Annotated in this window: 13 protein-coding genes; 11 read left to right on the top strand and 2 right to left on the bottom strand. The window is 46.0% G+C overall.

Annotated elements, in window-relative coordinates; genetic code table 11:
* Positions 1 to 9: 9 nt before the first annotated feature.
* A complete protein-coding gene (locus NFI81_RS01840; protein WP_234614582.1) occupies positions 10 to 3,513 on the bottom strand; it encodes a PAS domain-containing hybrid sensor histidine kinase/response regulator in 3,504 nt (1,167 codons plus the stop codon).
* Positions 3,514 to 3,928: 415 nt separating this feature from the next.
* Here NFI81_RS01840 and NFI81_RS01835 point away from each other — a divergent pair, with 415 nt between their 5' ends.
* The 10 genes from NFI81_RS01835 to NFI81_RS01790 all read left to right on the top strand — a co-directional run bounded on the left by NFI81_RS01835 (position 3,929) and on the right by NFI81_RS01790 (position 15,061).
* Positions 3,929 to 5,263, top strand: a complete 1,335-nt coding sequence (locus NFI81_RS01835; protein ID WP_234614583.1) for an amidohydrolase family protein — start codon at positions 3,929 to 3,931, stop codon at positions 5,261 to 5,263.
* Positions 5,264 to 5,285: 22 nt separating this feature from the next.
* Entirely contained in the window at positions 5,286 to 5,651 is a 366-nt protein-coding gene (locus NFI81_RS01830) for a VOC family protein (RefSeq protein ID WP_234614584.1), read from the top strand.
* Between the two features lie 294 nt (positions 5,652 to 5,945).
* Entirely contained in the window at positions 5,946 to 6,755 is an 810-nt protein-coding gene (locus tag NFI81_RS01825; protein ID WP_234614585.1) for a hypothetical protein, read from the top strand.
* The gene (locus tag NFI81_RS01820) at positions 6,755 to 7,900 is read left to right on the top strand and encodes a glycosyltransferase family 4 protein (protein ID WP_234614586.1); all 1,146 of its coding nucleotides are present in this window, start codon (positions 6,755 to 6,757) and stop codon (positions 7,898 to 7,900) included. Before NFI81_RS01825 ends, NFI81_RS01820 begins: the two co-directional genes overlap by 1 nt.
* 36 nt (positions 7,901 to 7,936) lie before the next feature.
* On the top strand, positions 7,937 to 9,085 hold the full coding sequence (locus NFI81_RS01815) for a glycosyltransferase (protein ID WP_234614587.1): 1,149 nt from the start codon (positions 7,937 to 7,939) through the stop codon (positions 9,083 to 9,085).
* Positions 9,086 to 9,144: 59 nt separating this feature from the next.
* Positions 9,145 to 10,071, top strand: coding sequence for a glycosyltransferase family 2 protein (locus tag NFI81_RS01810; protein WP_234614588.1), 927 nt, complete (start codon positions 9,145 to 9,147; stop codon positions 10,069 to 10,071).
* A complete protein-coding gene (locus NFI81_RS01805; RefSeq protein WP_234614589.1) occupies positions 10,028 to 10,594 on the top strand; it encodes a WcaF family extracellular polysaccharide biosynthesis acetyltransferase in 567 nt (188 codons plus the stop codon). The genes NFI81_RS01810 and NFI81_RS01805 overlap by 44 nt, the downstream gene beginning before the upstream one ends.
* Positions 10,591 to 11,334 (top strand): glycosyltransferase family 2 protein, encoded by a 744-nt coding sequence (locus NFI81_RS01800; RefSeq protein ID WP_234614590.1) that lies wholly within the window; start codon positions 10,591 to 10,593, stop codon positions 11,332 to 11,334. Before NFI81_RS01805 ends, NFI81_RS01800 begins: the two co-directional genes overlap by 4 nt.
* A 153-nt stretch (positions 11,335 to 11,487) precedes the next feature.
* Entirely contained in the window at positions 11,488 to 12,696 is a 1,209-nt protein-coding gene (locus tag NFI81_RS01795) for an MraY family glycosyltransferase (protein ID WP_234614591.1), read from the top strand.
* Between the two features lie 94 nt (positions 12,697 to 12,790).
* A complete protein-coding gene (locus tag NFI81_RS01790; protein ID WP_234614592.1) occupies positions 12,791 to 15,061 on the top strand; it encodes an NADP-dependent malic enzyme in 2,271 nt (756 codons plus the stop codon).
* 103 nt (positions 15,062 to 15,164) lie between these two features.
* Here NFI81_RS01790 and NFI81_RS01785 read toward each other — a convergent pair whose 3' ends face one another.
* The gene (locus NFI81_RS01785; RefSeq protein WP_234614593.1) at positions 15,165 to 17,027 is read right to left on the bottom strand and encodes a glycoside hydrolase family 2 protein; all 1,863 of its coding nucleotides are present in this window, start codon (positions 17,025 to 17,027) and stop codon (positions 15,165 to 15,167) included.
* 116 nt (positions 17,028 to 17,143) lie between these two features.
* Between NFI81_RS01785 and NFI81_RS01780 the strand changes: the two genes are divergently transcribed.
* Positions 17,144 to 18,208 carry an isoaspartyl peptidase/L-asparaginase family protein gene (locus tag NFI81_RS01780; RefSeq protein WP_234614594.1) on the top strand — a complete coding sequence of 355 codons (1,065 nt, stop codon included), beginning with the start codon at positions 17,144 to 17,146 and terminating at the stop codon, positions 18,206 to 18,208.
* Positions 18,209 to 18,222 lie beyond the last annotated feature (14 nt).

Raw genomic sequence — 18,222 nt, 5'->3', positions numbered from 1 at the left:
GCCTCCTTTTTAGTTTAATTCCACCTGTGACCGCTGCAAAAGCCATCTTGAGAGGGTTTCTTGTAAAGTATCTTTCACGACAGGTTTGGTCAGATAATCGTCCATGCCCGCTGCAATGCATTTTTCCCGCTCGCCAACAACCGTCCCTGCGGTGAGAGCAATGATCGGGATACGCCTGCCGGATTCCAGCTTACGAATTTCCTGTGTGGCTTCATAACCATTGACTTCGGGCATTTGAATGTCCATGAAAATGATGTCCGGCTTTGTTTCTTCGTATAATTTCACCGCCTCTTTTCCATTCACGGCTTCAATCATTGTTACATTCGAAAGGATTTTGCCCAACATTGTTTTTACCAACAGCATGTTGATCTTGTGGTCTTCGGCGATCAATACGGTTACGGCTTCTGAAACCACCAGTCCGCTGAGGCTGATTCCGGTGTCTGCGATCAATCTCCTTGCCGGTTGATTTTTGGTATGGATCTTCGACAACATGGAAAACAACTGTTTGATCTTCACCGGCTTTACAAGGAAATGCGAAATACTCAGCTCAGCCATTACGGCGGTAAGTATCTCCTCCTCAAAAGAGTCGTTTAGCAGGATAATGGGCAAACTTCGCAAGTCTGGCTGTTCGCTCGTGCGCACTTTTCGGATCGTTTCAATGCCGTCCAGGCCAGGCATTTGACAATCCACTAAAACCACATCATATTTTACATCGGAAAACAATTTATGCAATGCTTCTTCCCCGCTCGATACGAAGTCGGAGTGTATCTCCTTATTGCTCAGGATATCGGTGAGAATATTTCCGTTGTTCACATTGTCGTCCACCACCAGGACGCGTTTGATATTATCCGTATTATCCCAAACAAATTCCTCCCCACCCGGGATGACATGAAATTTCACGTCAAAAAAGAAAGTGCTGCCCCCGTTGGTCCGGCTGGTGAGCTGCAATCGGCTGTTCATTAGTTCAAGCAAACTGTTGGAGATCGTCAGTCCCAGCCCCGTACCGCCAAAACGCTTGGTTGTTGAAGAGTCTTCCTGCGCAAAAGCATCAAAAATCTTTCGTTGGTTTTGCGGCTCAATCCCGATACCCGTGTCCCGGACCGAAAACCGGACCGTAACATGATCATCGCTGCGACCCAGCAGAGCTATTTTTAGTTCAATTTCACCGCTCATCGTAAATTTGACCGCATTACTCAACAGATTGGCCAAAACCTGTTTCAACCTGAGCGGGTCTGCCCATACATAATGCGGAATGTTTGCAGGAATGTTCAGGAGCATTTCGAGATGCTTTTGCTGCGCCTGGAAAGTAAGCATATCGGATACTTGTCCGCAGATTGTCAGCAGGTCTGTCTTCTCATAACGCAATTCCAGTTTCCCCGCCTCGATTTTGGAAAAATCCAGAATGTCATTGATGATTTCCAACAGCGAATTGGCTGATTGGAAAACCATGGACATGTATTGCTGCTGGGTTTCGTCCAGGTTGGTTTTCATCAGCAAGTCTGTGAAACCCACGACCCCGTTGAGCGGTGTGCGGATTTCGTGGCTCATATTAGCAAGAAACTCGGATTTCAGCTTACTGGCTGACTCTGCCTGCTCGCGGGCTTCAAGTAATTCGAGTTCCGCCTGTTTACGTAAAGTAATGTCGCGGATCACAGCCTGAATGATCTGGGAATCGTTAACATCGATCAGGTTCAGGAGCACTTCGGCTACGAAACTGTCTGTATCTGGTCCAAAGCGTTTGAAAACCCATTCAAAACTATGGCTGCCCCATTCATAAACCGTTTCCAGGTTCTCTTTCGCTATTCCCGCAAGCTGATCATAAGATGTGTAGGTTGCAGCGGCCAGTTCCTCGTGTGTTTTGCCTACGAGCATATCCACAGAGTCCAGTTTAAACATTTTCAATGCGGCACGGTTGCAATCGAGATATCCGGTCCGGTCGAACAGCACTACGGCGTCGCTGGTGGAGTCATACAGGCTGCGGAATTTGGCTTCCGAGTTAAGGATTGCCATTTCTGAACGTTTGCGCCGGGTTATGTCCTGGAATGCGCCAAAAATCCTGACGCATTCGCCATTGATCATTTCAGCCTTCCCGATTGTCCGCACCCACACTTCGTTACCTTTAGCAGTGACGAGCTGCAACTCATTATCCCAGGGCGTGCCGTTTGTGAGACCGGCCATCACCACCTGATTGACCGTATCGCGGCTGCTACCTTCCTTGTAGAATGCTATGGCCTCATTTGCGTTAGGCTTGAAATCTTCCTCAACTTCATGGATCTGTTTGGTGATAGACGACCAATAAAGCTCACCCGTCTTCGCATTTAATTCCCAGCCGCCGATCCTGGCAACGCTATTCGTCTGTTCCAGCAAGTCCTTTATTCGCCGCAGCTCATCATCCGATTTTTTCCGTGCGGTAATGTCCCTTTCAATTGCTATGTAATTGGTAACATTACCTTTATCATCAAATACAGGCGTAATTTTTAAATCCACCCAATAACTTTCACGGTTCTTTTTATAGCACAATATCTCAACCTGAACGATCTTTTTTTCCCTGCTTCTCTCATAAATCATTTCAATGGTCTGCATATCCGTGTCGGGGCCGCATAGCAACTCCGCCGGATTGAGGCCTTTCACCTCACGCCGGGTGTAGCCAGTCTGGTTTTCATAGGCCTTATTGACCCAGGTAATGTATCCCCGATTGTCTGTGATAATGATGTAGTCCGTCGTATTGGACGCAACAATAGCCAGCTCCTTCAATCGCTCCCGCGAGCGGCGTAACTCGGTAATGTTATGGCTGGTCAGGATGATTTCCCTGCTCCGGCTATCGATACTTGCATTGGTATTGCTCCAAGACCAGGTCCCGTTCTTGTGAAGGATGCGGTGTTCTATTCCCCCGCGAATCGGCGTATTCGTTTCAACAATTTTCAGCAATGATGCCGTACAAAAGTGCAGGTCATCCGGATGGATATAGTTTGTAAAAGAGTTCCCAAGTGTTTCTTTGGTATGGTAACCATAAACCTTTGTCCAGCTGGGCGAAACGTAGGTAAATATAAGCCCGGGAGACAATGTAAAGAGAACGTCCTGCACATTGGACACCAAAATGGACAGATCCTGCTCCGTTTTGACCTTTTGCGTAATATCGTAACCCATGCAAAAAATTTCCTTCACGGTACCCGACTCGTCTGTCAGGCCGGTAAATTCCCACTGCGTTGTTTTGATCGCGCCATGCTTCGAAGTTTTGCGTAATGTTACAGAATGCGGTTTCCGGGGATTTACCAGGCACATTTCTGCTACTTGCAGGCACTTTTCTATGTCTTCGGCTATAACACCGAGCAACGAAGAATGGCCCAGGATCTCCTCGCGTTTCGTCCCATAAAAATCGCAGAAATAGTCATTAACAAAAATATAATTTCCATTGATATCCGTGCGAACTACGTACATGGAATGGCTTCCCAGGAAAGTCTGAAAGAGCTGAAAGTCACTGGCGTAATTTGGTTCTTCTTGTTCCTCAGACATTGCTCTACTTGAAGTGTTCTTTATCAAAAGCCCTTGCAATTAAACGTCGGCTCTTCAATTACCTATATCCGTACAAGATAGCTTTTATTTAAATACCTTAACCGGTAAAACCGTGGTGTTTGTAATACTTTTGAAGGTATTTGCGAAGTATTTCTATAATTTAATGTAGAATCAGGTTGCCGGACGTTAAAAATCCCCTCAACCGACCAAAGTCAGGTCGTTTTGCTCACGCATTGCTTCTTCAACCTATTATCCCGCTTTTTTTGAATACTTTCCCATCGTTTCAAATTTATGAGTTGAAACGATTTACTTTAACATTTCGAAATATTCTTTTTATTATACAAAACCTCTGCTAACAAAACGTTGTTTTTGCAACGGGTATGGTTATAGTGCAAGTGTTTCAAAACTCATTTTTATGAAAAATCCGGTCATTGTCCTTTTTCTATTTTATGTGCTGTCAGCTGGCTTTTATGTCAAAGGGCAGTCAAAATCGATTATCCTGAAAAATGCCACAGTTATTGACGGCACAGGTGAAGAACCACGTGAAGGAACGGATATACTGATCATGGATGGACGGGTGGTCGCGGTAGAATCCAATATCAAGCTTAAAGGTGCAAAGGAGATTAACCTGGCCGGAAAAACGGTTATCCCATCGCTCATTAGTGCGCACGCCCATGTAGGAACGTTGAAAGGAACGACCTCGTCAGCAGATAATTATACACGGGAGAATGTACTCCGTCACCTCCAAAGATACCAGGATTACGGTGTGAACGCGGTGCTGGCCATGGGGACAGACCGGCCGCTGATATTCGACGGGCTGCGGGACTCTACGGTGGCAGGCTTGCTTCCAGGAGCGCGCTTGTTTTCTGCCGGTTACGGATTCAATACCCCTGATCCCAATCCGGGTTCGTGGATGAATTTGTTGCTGCGCCCCGAAACACCGGAAGAAGTGCCGGCCATGATGGACCGACTCGTTCCGCTCAAACCAACTGTTGTTAAAATCTGGGTGGACGACCACGGCGGCAATGCCCAAAAGATGAAACCGGAAATTTACCAGGCCATTATTGCCGAAGCCCACAAGCGAAACATCCGCGTTGCCGCCCATTTGTTTTATGCAGAGGACGCGCGTCTGCTGACCGAAGCCGGCATTGACATTATTGCGCACAGCATCCGCGACAGACCGGTGGATGGAGATCTTCTGAATAAAATGAAAGAGAAAAATGTCATTTACATTCCCACATTATCGCTTGATGAATACCAGTTTGCATATGCCAACCAGCCCGATTGGATCAATGATGAATTTTTCAAAAAATCACTCGAACCCGGTGTTTATGAAATGATTACAGATCCGGCATATGCTGAAAAAATACGGACTTCTGCGGATTATGAGCGCAATTCGGCTGCTTTCAAAACGGCTTTGGTCAACTTAAAAATGATCATGGATGCGGGCATAACGGTTGCATTAGGCACGGATTCCGGCGCTTTCCCGATTCGGACCCAGGGTTTTACCGAACATTTGGAGTTGGAATTAATGGTGCAGGCCGGACTTACGCCCATTCAGGCCATTATGCTGGCAACGCAGAATGCCGCGAAAGCATTAAAAATTGATACCGAGCTGGGTACATTGACCCGCGGTAAAAAGGCCGATCTGATCATTCTTAGCGCTAATCCTGCGAATGATATCAAAAATACCCGCAAGATCGAGGCGGTGTGGAAAGATGGACGCGAGGTAAGTAAAGGGCCGTTATGAAACTTAAAAAACACTCCTGATCATGAAAATTGAATTTGAAAGACTAAACCATATCATGCTTTGCATTCCCGAAGGCGCGGAAGAGGCTGCTAGGACATTTTATGGCGATGTGCTGGGACTGCGAGAATTGACCGATATGGGCTATCCGCTTCCTAATGGCGCAATATGGTTTCAAATGGGCGATATTGAACTGCATATCCGTGCTGAACATTCCTCCGAGCTTTCCCAAAGGCATCCTGCATTTGAAATCAAAAACCTGGAAGCGGCGCGTGAACTGCTGGAAAAGAATGGGATCGCGATCAGAAATGACAGCCCTATCCCTGACCGCAAACGATTTTCATTCCGGGATCCGTTCGGTAACCGCATTGAACTGATAGAAATGTTGTGATAACAATGCTTTATTTATTCCCGCTAATGTAAAAAAGTCGTTATTGGGAAAAGTAATTCTAAATTTGCGTGCGCATTTGCAGCGGACACAGCGTTTTCCTTGATGTTAAAATATTTTTATAGATTCTTAATCCTCCTGGTGGTCCTGGCAATTACTGCGGAAGTTGTTTTAAGATACAAATACGGCTTCTGTAATTCTCCGCTATATGTATCGGATCCCGATTTTGAATATATATATGCACCGAGTCAGGACGTTACGAGATTTGGTTACAATGTGCGCACCAATCGTTTATCCATGCGCAACGAGGAGGTTCTTCCTTCTGACAGCATTGTAATCCTGCTGATCGGCGATTCGGTTGTGAATGGCGGCAGCCTTACCGACCAGGATAGCATTGCCTCAACATTACTCGAAAAACGTTTTCTGAAAGATTATAACAAACGGGTCCGCGTGCTGAACATTTCGGCCGGATCTTGGGGCCCTGATAACATTGCGGCTTACCTGAAACGATTTGGCACATTTAGAGCCAGGCTCATGTGCCTTGTTACCAGCAGCCATGATGCGCACGATATTATGTCGCACCAAAACCTTGTGGGCTATGATCCAGGCTGGCCCGACAAGCAATATAAAGTGGCGCTTTACGAGTTGTGGGACCGTTACCGCTGGATTTTCTTTTATTACTTCAACACCTGGTTTTTCGCCCCAACCGTTGAACAGAATCCTGAAAAAGTGCTTTTGGATTCTATGAAAAAGGATTCAGTAAAAAAAGAAAAACTCAATGATGCCGGGATCAGAAAGCCGGGATTAACCTTCAATCCGGGTTACGAGCAGATCTACGAAATTGCAAAAAAAGACTCCATTCCACTTTTCATTTACCTTCATCCCGAAACATCTGAAATCGAGCTGGGTCATTTTAATGATCAGGGCGATGAGATCATGGCGTACGCGATCCAGCGAAATATTCGGCTTGTCAATGAGTTTAGTTTGGGCATTGATAAAAAATACTACAGAAAGCTGGATGTTGTGCACTACAACAGCCAGGGTCAGCTGTTTCTGGCCAATAATCTTTATCCTTTGTTTCAGGAATATTTAAATCTGAAAAAATAATGCGCGTGCTCGTGATACATAACCAGTTGTGGGCGCATTATAAGTCGCGGCTTTTCAGCGAAATACATGCTGCATTCAAAGAAAACTATCCTGAAAGCAGTTTTCTGGTTGTCCAGATTGCCCTTTACGAAGCAAGCCGCAGCGCGATGCAAAGCGACGATGCGGTAACCTATGATTATCCTTATAAACTCCTTTTCGAGAGGAGCCTGGATGAGGTGAGCTTCAAGGAAAGGCGGGCCGCGTTATTTGCTGCTTTCGACGCATACAAGCCTACTGTCCTGAACATTACCGGCTACTTCGATCCTGCACAGGTTTTGCTCATGTTTTATGCAAGATTGAAAGGCGTCAAAGTTGTGCTTTCTTCCGAATCTTCTTCTGCGGATAACAGCAGGTCTCTCGTGAAAGAATCCCTTAAAAAACTGATCGTTAACCGTGCTCATGCTTTTTTTTGTTTTGGAAAAACATCGGCGGAATATCTGGAAAGCCTCGGCGTCAAACCTTCGCAGATTCCGGTCAGAAATGCGGCGGTGATTGACGAGGAAGTCATTCGCACCCGATATAATGCTGGTAATCAGGCTAATGTCAATGTTGCGCGGGCTGCGCGTTTCGTTTTTGTAGGTCGGTTGGCTTCCGAAAAAAACCTGGAAATCCTCATGAGGGCATTTGCCAGCATTCAACACCTGGACGAAGGCGGCTGGCCTTGGGAGCTGATGTTCGTTGGAGAAGGGCCCGAGCGCCCGCTACTGACAAGGCTGGCGGCAGAACTGCAACTCGAAAATAAGATTTCAATTACCGGCGGAATTCCCTGGCATAAAGTCCCCGACTATCTGGTGCATTGCGACGTGCTCGTTTTGCCAAGCAAGTCGGAGCCCTGGGGATTGGTTGTGAATGAAGCCATGGTTTGCGGTATGCCGGTGATTGTGTCAAAGAACTGCGGCTGCGTAGCTGATCTGGTCGAAAACGCCGTGAATGGTTTTACTTTTGACCCGGGCAACCAGCAGGAACTGGAAAGGGCAATGGCATTTTTTGTTCAAAATCCAGAAAAAATAGCCATTATGGGCAGGGAATCGCTGCGGCTCGTCGCACCATTTTCATCGAAAGGGGTGGCCCGGCAAATGGCGGACTGTTATCACAATTTAATATAACAGCTTTATGATCAGTTTTATACACAAAATACACGCATGCGGATTTTAAATATTTGCGCTTACACCTGGGAAATTGGCGGTCCGGCCAGGATTATTTACGACCACACCACGGAGGTTTTGAAACAAGGCCATCAGGTGGATATCCTGAGCCCGATGACACCGGGTGACGAAATGTATCCTGCTCCCGAAGGCGCCAGGCTTTTTCCAGTTGCACGCACGACACCGGTCAGCAATTATTACCGGGAATTCTCGATTGAAATGTACCGCTTCCTGAGGCATCACATTCATGAATATGACGTGATCCATATGCACGGAATATGGCATTTTGGAAGTCTGGTGCCGTTTTTGATCCCTAATAATGCAGTGAAAGTGATCACAATCCACGGCTTGCTGGACAAATGGGCAGTGGCGCATCACAAATGGAAAAAAGACATTGTCACGCTGCTTTACCAGAAGAAAATTCTGGGCAAGGCGGACCTGATCCAGATCAATAATACCGATGAAGAAGCCGATGTGATCCGATATCTGGGTTACCGTCCCAAGAACATGGTGATCGTTCCGAATGGGATGAAATTGTCTGAATATTCTAATTTGCCCGCAAAAGGCAGTTTCAGGGCGAAACATCAAGTGGCCGAAGATGAGCAAGTGGTGCTTTTTATGGCCAGGCTAAACATCAAAAAAGGCTTGGATCTCCTGCTGCCAGCATTCAAACAGGTGGAGAAGCAGCTGCCCAAAGCAACGCTGTTTCTGGCCGGGGGGGACGATGGTTACCAACAGGAAACAGAAGATTTTATCAGAAAAAACAATCTTCAGAACCGGATCAAACTTGTAGGCTTGCTGACCGATTCCGCTAAAAAAGAGGCGCTTGCCGATGCCGACGTTTTTGTTCTCCCATCCTATTCCGAAGGTTTTTCCATCGCCGTGTTGGAAGCTATGACTTCCAAAGTTCCCGCAATTGTTTCAGACCGTGTGGGTTTTGGGGATTACATTAAGCGCTACGATGCGGCCTTTCTTACACCGCTGACCAGTGATGGCGTTGCCGGAGGCCTTCTTAAAATATTACAAGATAAAGCCTATGCGCAGGATCTCGCAAATCGTGCTTACAAGATGGTAACGGAAAATTTTGACATCCGGAACGTGGCCAATCAGTTATTGGAAGAATACAAGAAAGTTCGAAAAAACTAATTATCTTTGGCCGTTTCCAATCACCGCAAATTGGTAATTTCTGACTGTTGCTCCCGGGTATGATTGATTTGTCCGTCATCATTTTAACACACAATGAATCCAAGCACATTGCACGCTGCATAGAAAGCTTGCTTCTGGTGACCGATAAGATTTTCATCGTTGATTCATTTTCCACGGACGACACGGTTGCTATTGCCCAAAATCTGGGCGCCACGGTAATCCAGAATCCCTGGGTTTCGTATTCATTCCAATTCAATTTCGGCATTCAAAACAATCCATTTGACACCCAATGGCTTATGCGCATGGATGCCGACGAATACATTACGCCCGAACTCGCCGCCGAACTGAAAAATACATTGCACCTGACGCCCTCAGAAGTGTCTGGATTGTATGTGAAACGACGCGTCTTGTTTATGGATAAATGGATCCGTCGCGGTGGTTATTATCCGATCTGGCTGCTGAGGGTATGGCGGAAAGGCATTGGGCATTGTGAGGAATTGTGGATGGACGAGCACATTAAGCTCAGCAGCGGCGCCACCGCCCGGTTGCAGCACGACATTGTGGACCATAACCTCAACAACCTCACCTGGTGGACCCAAAAGCATAACAATTATGCAATAAGGGAAGTCATTGACCTATTGAATATTAAATATAATTTTGATAGTAAGGAGACGGTCACCCCGAGCTTTTGGGGAAGTCAGGAACAGCGCACCAGGTTTTTGAAAATCAAATACGCGAGCCTGCCTTTATTTACGAGGCCTTTCATCTACTTTGTTTACCGCTACATTGTCAAAGGCGGTTTTCTGGACGGGATGAAAGGATTGATCTGGCATTTTCTGCAAGGTTTTTGGTATCGCTTTCTCGTTGATGCCAAAATCTACGAAGTTTACTACCGCGCAGGAAAAGACAAGCAGGCTATCATAACACATTTTAAGACAGAATATGGAAAAGACCTTAAAAGCCCGAACCGATCTGTCAAAGTATGATAACAGCTGGTACAAGCCGGGGAGTTTTGTAAAACAATTACTCTGGTATCTGGCCAACCGGTTATTCATCAACACCTACCTGCCCTTTCCGATGGTGATAAAGCGGTTTGTGCTGGAAATATTTGGCGCCCGGCTTGCCAAAGGTGTTGTCATCAAGCCGAAAGTGAATGTAAAATATCCCTGGTTTTTGGTGATCGGAGAAAATACATGGATCGGTGAAAATGTGTGGATCGACAACCTCACTATGGTGACAATCGAATCAAATGTATGTTTGTCGCAAGGTTGTATGCTGCTGACCGGAAATCATAACTTTACGAAAAGCACATTTGACCTGATCATCAAGCCGATAACCATCGAAAGTGGTGCGTGGGTTGGCGCGAAAGCCACCGTTTGCCCCGGCGTAACCGTCGGTTCCCATGCTGTGTTAACTGTGGATTCCGTTGCCACCTCCAATCTGGAAGCTTATGGAATTTATCAGGGAAATCCGGCTAAATTTGTCAAACCAAGAAATTTGTCCCGTTGAAAGTAAGTATCATAACCGTTGTTTATAATGGCGCGAAAACCATCCGGCAGTGCATCGAATCTGTTCTCGCCCAGACTTTTCCCGCAATCGAATACATTGTCATTGACGGCAATTCCAGAGACGGAACGCAGGATATTGTAAAGGAATACGGGAGCAAAATCGCGACATTTATTAGCGAACCCGACGGCGGAATTTACGACGCGATGAACAAAGGCATAAAATTAGCAACAGGTGATATCATTGGCATCCTGAACGCTGATGACTTTTATGCATATAGTGAGGCCGTTAGTGATGTGGCTGCTAAAATGGATTCAACTGATATTCAGGGCTGCTATGGTGATCTTGTTTACGTAGATTCGGTGGATGAGGTGGTGATTAAGAGGAAATGGGTTTCCGGAAATTACAAGGAAGGTGCTTTTCTCAACGGCTGGATGCCTCCTCACCCCGCATTTTTTGTTAAGAAAGAGCTTTATGAAAAGTTCGGCATGTTTAGGTTGGATTTAGGAAGCGCCGCAGATTATGAGTTAATGCTGCGTTTTATTCATAAATCAAAAATTAAAATTGCGTACGTGCCGAAAGTGCTCGTGAAAATGCGGACAGGAGGCGTGAGCAACAGTAATTTGAAAAACAGGATTGCGGCGAACAGGAATGATATGAGGGCCTGGAAAGAGAATGATCTGAAACCCCATTTTTACACATTGTGGTTGAAGCCTTTAAGGAAAATTTTACAGTTTCGCTAAAAATAAAAAAACTGAAATAGCATCCAAACCGGATAATAATTATTTTGATATACAGCCATTTAGCTATTTATAATATTAATTTAAATTGCGACTTTTGATTTAAAGGTCAAACTCTACTACAACGTTACTACTCTATTTACATTGGCAGACACTATGGATTTAAAATTACCCTTGCAGATATTAAGCGAAGGAAACTTCAGCAACATTATACACCATGATGTTTATCAATGCATTCTTTCCTTTTTAATCGCCTGCTTCCTGTCTATCATCAGCATTCCGATCATTATTAATTTATCGAATCTGCTCCATCTGACAGCAAAACCTGGTTTTAGAAGTTCACACGAAACAGAAACCCCAACTTTGGGAGGCATAGCGATATTTGCAGCAACGCTGATCGCTTATTTTTTATGGCCCCATTCTGAAAACATCCTGGATTCAAACTTGATCAGTCTCGCCATGACGGGCGTGATTATCCTGTTTTTTCTTGGGATCAAAGATGATATTCTGGCCGTTGACCCTACTAAAAAGCTGATTATCCAGATTTTCGCCTCATTAATCCTTGTGGCCATGGGTAATTTCAAAGTTGATAACTTTTACGGGATCTTTGGAATTCACGACGTTTCAGACTTTATAAGTATTCCGCTTACCGTCTTCATTTTCATTGCCATCATTAACGCCATTAACCTCATCGATGGCATTGACGGGCTTGCAGGCGGCATCAGCCTGATCGCAGGCTTAGGTTTTGGGATCTGGTTTATTTTGAACGACCACTTTTCTTTCGGGTGCCTGGCATTCGCGATGTCGGGTTCGCTGCTTGGGTTTCTGCGTTTCAATTTCTCGAAAACCAGCAAGATCTTCATGGGTGACACGGGTTCGCTCATAGTCGGTTATTTGCTATCCATTTTCTCGGTTGAATTCTTGTCACTGAATGTTGGTTATCTGCACGATCCAAATGCCTATTTCAATGCGCCTATTATCGTAATGGTTTTACTGATCGTTCCCATTTTCGATACGCTGAGAGTATTTATCGTGCGGATTTTCAAAGGCGGTTCGCCATTTGTAGCGGATAGAAATCACATGCACCATATCCTGATCGATAACGGCCTGAACCACTTCTGGGCGTCATTCGCGCTTTGGATGGTGACGATCATGAACACCACATTGTTTTTCACCTTTCACGGCAACATTACAAACACCGCTTCGCTCTACATATATATAGGCATGTTCGGTGCATACATGGTGTTTGCTCATTTCCTTAAAAAGCGGATTGTAACGGTGAAGAAAAGAAAGAACCTTGCGAAAAGCCCTTCTTTTAACGAAGATGATGTTGCTTCTTCCAACAACATTCTCAGGGATTTGTAATTATTTGCCCCCAAAATCCACTGTTATTAACGCTGGAAATTCATTGCGTTGCTCCTAATGTTTGTACCTTAGCACGAAATAATCGTCAACAGGTATGAATAAAAAGATCAGAAAAGAAGACGCCCTATACTACCACTCAAAAGGCCGTCCTGGCAAGATCCAGGTAATCCCGACCAAAGAAACCAGCACCCAGCGCGACCTTTCGCTCGCGTATTCTCCAGGGGTTGCAGAACCCTGTCTTGAAATAGCTGCTAATGTTGAAGATGCCTATTTGTATACTGCAAAAGGCAATCTCGTTGCTGTGATCAGCAACGGAACGGCTGTACTAGGACTGGGTGACATCGGCCCTGAGGCATCCAAGCCGGTGATGGAAGGAAAAGGACTTCTCTTTAAAATATATGCGGACATTGATGTTTTTGATATTGAGTTAAATACGAAAGACGTCGACGAATTTGTAAGGACGGTTAAAATCCTGGAACCTACATTTGGCGGTGTTAACCTGGAAGATATCAAGGCACCCGAATGCTTCGAAATTGAAGCACGCCTGAAAAAAGAGCTGAACATTCCGGTCATGCACGATGACCAGCACGGAACAGCCATTATCAGCGCCGCGGCCATGTTGAATGCGCTTGAATTGGTAAAAAAAGACATTAACGAAATTCGGGTAGTCGTTTCTGGCGCGGGCGCTTCGGCGGTTTCGTGTACAAAACTTTACCTCGCATTGGGTGCCAATCCAAAGAACATTGCGATGTTCGATACCAAGGGCCACATTCACAATGGCCGGACGGATCTTACCGAGATGAAAAAGCAGTTTGCAACGGATGTTGTTTACGAGTCGCTTGAAGATGCGATGGTTGGCGCTGACTTATTCCTGGGGCTTTCCACAGCGGACATTGTGTCAAAAGATATGGTAAAATCCATGGCAAAAGACCCAATCGTGCTTGCTATGGCCAATCCAAACCCTGAAATTCCTTATCCTGATGCGGTTGAAGCACGCGAAGACGTCATTATGGCGACAGGCCGCTCGGATTATCCGAATCAGGTGAATAATGTGCTTGGCTTCCCTTACATTTTCCGCGGCGCGCTGGATGTGCGTGCGACGGAGATCAATGAAGCCATGAAACTGGCTGCCGTTCACGCCCTTGCTGATCTTGCCAAAAAATCAGTTCCGGACATTGTAAATCTTGCTTACAATGAAACGAACATTGTTTTTGGCAAAAATTATATTATCCCGAAACCGGTGGATCCGCGTTTGCTGACGACTGTGGCGCCTGCGGTGGCAAAAGCTGCGATAGAAACCGGCGTTGCGCGCAAAACGATAACCGATTGGGATGCCTACGAGCAGGAACTTTCGAGCCGTTTGGGCCGCAATGAGCAAATATCCCGCGTAATTCTGAACAAAGCGAAACTGGCCCCAAAAAGAGTCGTTTTTGCAGACGCAGAAAACATTCAGGTGCTCCGGGCCGCGCAACAAGTTCGCGATGAAGGCATTGCTGTCCCCATTTTGTTGGGCAGCAAAGAAACGATCCTTAATCTGATCAAAGAAAGCAAGCTTGATTTAGGCGACGTTGCAATTGTGGATCCGCGGGCAGAAGAGAATGAGGAAATCATTAACACTTACGCTAATTTGCTTTTTGAAAAACGCAAAAGAAAAGGCTTAACGCCGATTGAAGCGCACCGAAGCATTTATTTCAGAAGCTATTTTGGCTCAATGATGGTGGAAAACGGAGAAGCCGACGCGCTCATCTCCGGTCTCACCAGGACTTATCCGGACACGATCCGTCCTGCGTTGCACGTCATCGGCAAAGATCCGGGTGTGAACAAAGTGGCGGGTATGTACATTTTGCTAACCCCAAAAGGACCGCTGTTCTTCTCGGATACAACTGTAAATTTAGATCCAACCGTTGACGAAATCGTCGAAATAACCGAGCTGACCGCAAGAGCCGTTGAGCGTTTTAACATTCAGCCACGCATTGCATTGGTAACGTACGCCAACTACGGAAGCGCAGACGGAACCGACGCCGTAAAAATGCGCGAAGCAACTGCGATACTCAAAAAGAGAAATCCTACCATGGTGGTGGAAGGGGAAATGCAAGCACACCTCGCCTTCAACACGACACTTTTAAAGGAAAACCACCCGTTCAGTGACCTGGTGGATGGTGGTGCAAACACGCTGATTTTCCCGAATTTATCAGCCAGTAACATTGCCTATAACTTGCTGAAAGAAGCAGCTGAACTGGAAACCATCGGGCCGATTTTGCTCGGAATGAAAAAACCCGTTCACGTATTACAGTTAGGAAGCTCCGTGCGGGAAATTGTGAATATGGTGGCGATTGCCGTTGTAGAAGCGCAGATGAAAAAATAGCGTAGTCTGTCACACTAAACAAGCTATCTGTCACACTGAGCGTGTGACAAATAGCTTGTTTACTGCGTCAAGACCCGGTCTGACTACGCTCTGCTTGACAGACTTATGGCTTCAACTTCACCCAATCTGCATTGTAAAGCGGGGTGTGGATTTGTTTTAGTTTTGCCTCCGGGAATTTGATCACTTTACGGTCGTAGGTCATCAGACCATTTGTTTCTATCTCAACATCAGTCGTTTGCGTGTAAACTGCTGCTGATAATCCCTTTTTAATTAAAGGTTCAAATCGCTTGATGAATGATTCGTAACGCGCGTACAGTTCTTCCGGGTTTTTGAAACTCTGATATCCCCAGTTATCCTTTTGCTGCCAAACGTGGCCGTCCACCGGCAAGCCCAATCCCCCGAATTCACCTAAAACAATGATCTGCTTAGCGCCGAAAAGGTCCGGTCTTGGCATAACAGGAGCAGGATAATTGTGCATGTCTATAATGTGTCCTACGGGATGAAAATTGCCTCCGCTGGCGCTGTTGACCAATCGACTCGGATCATATTGCATGGTCCAGTTTGTAATTTCTTCTGTTTTAAACTGCCCCCATGCTTCGTTGAACGGAACCCACACGACAATTGAAGGAAAATGATCGTTTGCATCCATAATCGCCTTCCATTCAGTTTTATAAATGTTCTCTGATTCAGGCGTGCGGTCTTTGTCGGTTTCAGCGCCGGTTATGCCGGGACGTTGTTCCCAGTTATTGCCCATATCACCGCTCGGCATGTCCTGCCACACCAGCATACCCAGCTCGTCACAATAGCGATACCATCTTGCAGGCTCCACTTTTACGTGTTTCCTGATCATATTGAAGCCCATCTCTTTGGTTTTCAATATATCAAATTTCAATGCTTCGTCTGTGGGAGCCGTATAGAGTCCGTCCGGCCACCAGCCCTGGTCCAGCGGACCGTACTGGAATAAAAACTTATTATTCAAAGCCATTCGCTGAATGCCGTTCGCGTCGGGTTGCATGGAAATTTTCCGCATGGCGAAATAGCTTTTTACCTCGTCGATCACCTTTCCGTTTCTGGTAACCGTGATCGTGAGATCATATAAAAACGGGCTTTCAGGAGACCATAACTTGGCGTTGGCAATATTTAACACTGCGTTTTCACCCGAGGCGATTTCCTGCTCAGCCACTTTATTGGAACCATCAAATGCCGTAATCTTAATTTTGTCCGTTGCTGCTGCGTTTTTAAGCGTTGTGGTTACCGTGAGCGTTTGCTTATCAATGTCAGGCACTTGCTTGAAATCAGCAATGTGCGTTGTGGGCACCGTTTCAATCCAAACCGTTTGCCAAATTCCCGTTACAGGTGTGTACCAAATGGCATGTGGATTTTTGATCTGCTTGCCTCTGGGTTGAGGGCCGTCGCTGCTCGGATCCCAGACGCGAACACTAATATCCTGCTGCTTTTTCTTGACCAAAAGGTCAGTAATGTCAAAAGAAAACGGATCATAACCGCCCTGATGCGTTCCCGCAGGCTTTCCATTGACGAATACATCGCACTTCCAGTCTACCGCCCCGAAATGAAGTAAAACCCGCTGATCTTTCAATTTTGGCGCGAAATCAATGTTCCGCTGATACCAGAGCACGCTGTCTTTCCCAACGGTCTTAGCAACGCCCGACAAGGCAGACTCTACTGCAAAAGGCACCAATATCTGTCCGGTAAACGCAGCTGGTTTAGCCTCAGAACCTTCTTTTGGAACAATTGAATAATTCCAAAGACCATTGATGTTAACCCAGTTCTGGCGAATCATTTGTGGTCGCGGATATTCGGGGTGAACATTAGCCGCATTCACCTTTTCCGCCCACGGTGTGACGATTTTTCCTTCCACATATTTCCATTCGGCCGGCTTCTGCGCAACCGAGTTTACGCTCAGTAAGCATGACAGTAGTCCTAATCCAAGCAGTGCTGTTTTCATCAAGTTTGAGTTGTTCTGAACAAAAAGTTAAATAATTTCAAATTTAAAAGGATTGCCGGAAGCCGCTCTACTATCATTTTCATTAGCTTTGGAATAACTCACTCAAATTTCAACTCATGAAAAAGCTTTATAACCTGGCTATTTTGCTGCTGGTCAGTCTGTCTGCGTTTGCGCAAGATTATTCGGATAAAATTACGCTTGTACTGCATGGCGGAGCGGGTACCATTACCCGTGCCAGCATGTCGGCGGAACAGGAAAAAGCTTATAAAGAGGTGCTTAACACCGCATTACAGAAAGGTTATGGCGTACTTAAAAGTGGCGGAACAAGTGTGCAGGCCGTGGAGGCAACGATCCGGGTCATGGAAGATTCGCCGCTTTTCAATGCCGGGAAAGGTGCTGTCTTTACCAATGAAGGAAAAAACGAACTCGACGCTTCGGTTATGGAAGGCAAAACTTTAAAAGCAGGAGCTATCGCAGGCGTGACCACGATTAGAAATCCGATCAGCACGGCCATTGCCGTAATGGAAAAATCGCCGCATGTAATGATGGCTGGTAAAGGCGCGGAAAAGTTTGCGAAAGATCAGGGACAAGCCATCGTGGATCCCTCCTATTTCTACACCGAATCAAGATTTAAAGCATTGCAACGTGCCAAAGAGCAGGAGAAAACAGAATTGGATCACGATGCGAAAGAAAAACAGGAAGTGAAAAAAGCGCCGAAAACAGGTTCCGTTGACCACGAAGATCTGATATTTACAGAAGGCAAAAAATTCGGAACAGTTGGCTGCGTTGCCCTCGACAAATTCGGAAATCTGGCTGCGGGAACATCCACCGGTGGCATGACCAATAAAAAATATGGCCGCATTGGCGACGCACCAGTTATCGGAGCGGGGACTTATGCCAATAATGCCACTTGCGCGGTGTCCGCAACCGGACACGGCGAGTTTTTTATTCGTTCCGTGGTTGCCTATGATATTTCTGCATTAATGGAGTACAAAGGGATGACATTGAAAGATGCTGCCAACGAAGTGGTGATGAAAAAACTGGTGGAACGCGGCGGCGAGGGCGGCGTTATTGCCGTTGACAGAAACGGTAACATTACCATGCCTTTCAATAGCGAGGGAATGTATCGCGGCTACATCAAAAGTGATGGAAAAAGCGAGATCCTGATTTATAAGGACTGATTTTGAGCATTTTC

It is taken from the genome of Dyadobacter fanqingshengii (assembly GCF_023822005.2).
Taxonomy (GTDB): domain Bacteria; phylum Bacteroidota; class Bacteroidia; order Cytophagales; family Spirosomataceae; genus Dyadobacter; species Dyadobacter fanqingshengii.
This window is presented reverse-complemented; position numbering and strand designations above follow the sequence as displayed.

Coding starts and splice junctions, on each gene's coding strand:
- NFI81_RS01840 (WP_234614582.1), bottom strand. CDS start 3,513: ATGTCTGAGGAACAAGAAGAACCAAATTACGCCAGTGACTTTCAGCTC.
- NFI81_RS01835 (WP_234614583.1), top strand. CDS start 3,929: ATGAAAAATCCGGTCATTGTCCTTTTTCTATTTTATGTGCTGTCAGCT.
- NFI81_RS01830 (WP_234614584.1), top strand. CDS start 5,286: ATGAAAATTGAATTTGAAAGACTAAACCATATCATGCTTTGCATTCCC.
- NFI81_RS01825 (WP_234614585.1), top strand. CDS start 5,946: ATGCGCAACGAGGAGGTTCTTCCTTCTGACAGCATTGTAATCCTGCTG.
- NFI81_RS01820 (WP_234614586.1), top strand. CDS start 6,755: ATGCGCGTGCTCGTGATACATAACCAGTTGTGGGCGCATTATAAGTCG.
- NFI81_RS01815 (WP_234614587.1), top strand. CDS start 7,937: ATGCGGATTTTAAATATTTGCGCTTACACCTGGGAAATTGGCGGTCCG.
- NFI81_RS01810 (WP_234614588.1), top strand. CDS start 9,145: ATGATTGATTTGTCCGTCATCATTTTAACACACAATGAATCCAAGCAC.
- NFI81_RS01805 (WP_234614589.1), top strand. CDS start 10,028: ATGGAAAAGACCTTAAAAGCCCGAACCGATCTGTCAAAGTATGATAAC.
- NFI81_RS01795 (WP_234614591.1), top strand. CDS start 11,488: ATGGATTTAAAATTACCCTTGCAGATATTAAGCGAAGGAAACTTCAGC.
- NFI81_RS01790 (WP_234614592.1), top strand. CDS start 12,791: ATGAATAAAAAGATCAGAAAAGAAGACGCCCTATACTACCACTCAAAA.
- NFI81_RS01785 (WP_234614593.1), bottom strand. CDS start 17,027: ATGAAAACAGCACTGCTTGGATTAGGACTACTGTCATGCTTACTGAGC.
- NFI81_RS01780 (WP_234614594.1), top strand. CDS start 17,144: ATGAAAAAGCTTTATAACCTGGCTATTTTGCTGCTGGTCAGTCTGTCT.